Annotated in this window: 1 protein-coding gene; it reads left to right on the forward strand. The window is 66.3% G+C overall.

Annotation, left to right across the window (positions count from 1 at the left end; translation table 11 throughout):
• Window positions 1-25 precede the first annotated feature (25 nt).
• A partial coding sequence (locus F6S12_RS32085; protein WP_315869901.1) for an ArnT family glycosyltransferase occupies window positions 26-1,070 on the forward strand: 1,045 nt, incomplete at its 3' end.

Raw genomic sequence — 1,070 nt, forward strand, 5'->3', positions numbered from 1 at the left:
TGCGGCGCTTTCTGGTGGGGCGAAGATGGTTCGAGAAACGCGTTTGAGTAGTGAGGCCTGGGGTATTTACCTGGTGGCCCTGCTGCTGTTCACCTTTGGCATCTGGGACCAGCAGCCCCAGGGTTTCGACGGCCGTTGGGCGCTGTTCCTGCAGGAAATGTTCCGCCACGGCGCCAGCCTGTTCCCCACCACCTACGGCCAGCCATACCCGGACTACCCGGGCACTGCGACCTTCTTCAGCTACCTGTTCGCCCAGGCTTTCGGCGCCCCCAACCACTTGGCCAATATCCTGCCCACCGCGCTGGCCTCGGCCGGGGTGCTGGCGCTGCTGTATCGCTTGCTGGCGCCTTCGGGGCGCACCTGGGCACTGCTCGCGGTGCTGCTCACGGCGCTGACCAGCCAGCTGTTGGACAAGTCCCGCTCGGTGTGCCTGGACCAGATGGTTTCCCTGCTGTGCCTGGGCACCTTCTACCTGCTGCACAGCGGCGAGCAACTGGGCTCCCGGCTGCGGTTGTGGGCGGTGCTGCCGCTGCTGGTGCTGGCCTTTGCCATTCGCGGGCCCCTGGGGCTGGTGGAAGTCTGCGGGGTGGCCTGCACCTACTGGCTGCTGGGGGACAGCCGCACCCGCGAGGCGCGGCTGACGCTGATCAAACGGGTGCTCGCCTATGGCGTCAGTGGCCTCCTGTTGCTGGCCGGCTGCTGGTGGCTGCTGATGCAACTGGCCTATCTCGCTGGTGGCGAAGATTTCGTCCGTCAGGTCTACAACATGCAGGTGGTCGGGCGCCTGGATGAAAGTGGCGAGCCGTTCTACTTCTACTTCCAGCTGGCGCTGTACCGCTACTTCCCGGTGGTGCCCCTGGCCCTGGCGACGCTCTGGGTATTGCGCCGGCAATGGTCGCAGCGCCATGTGAACCCGCAGCTGCGCCTGGTACTTCGGCTGGGGGCCTGTGGCCTGATGATCCTGCTGGGCCTGTCGGTGCCGCACTTCAAGCGCGCCTATTACATCCTGCCCATGGTGCCGATGTTCGCTGCGGTGGCGGCCTACGGCCTGCTCACGGCCCGGGGCTGGC

Source organism: Pseudomonas sp. JV245A (genome assembly GCF_032424515.1).
Lineage (GTDB): Bacteria > Pseudomonadota > Gammaproteobacteria > Pseudomonadales > Pseudomonadaceae > Aquipseudomonas > Aquipseudomonas protegens.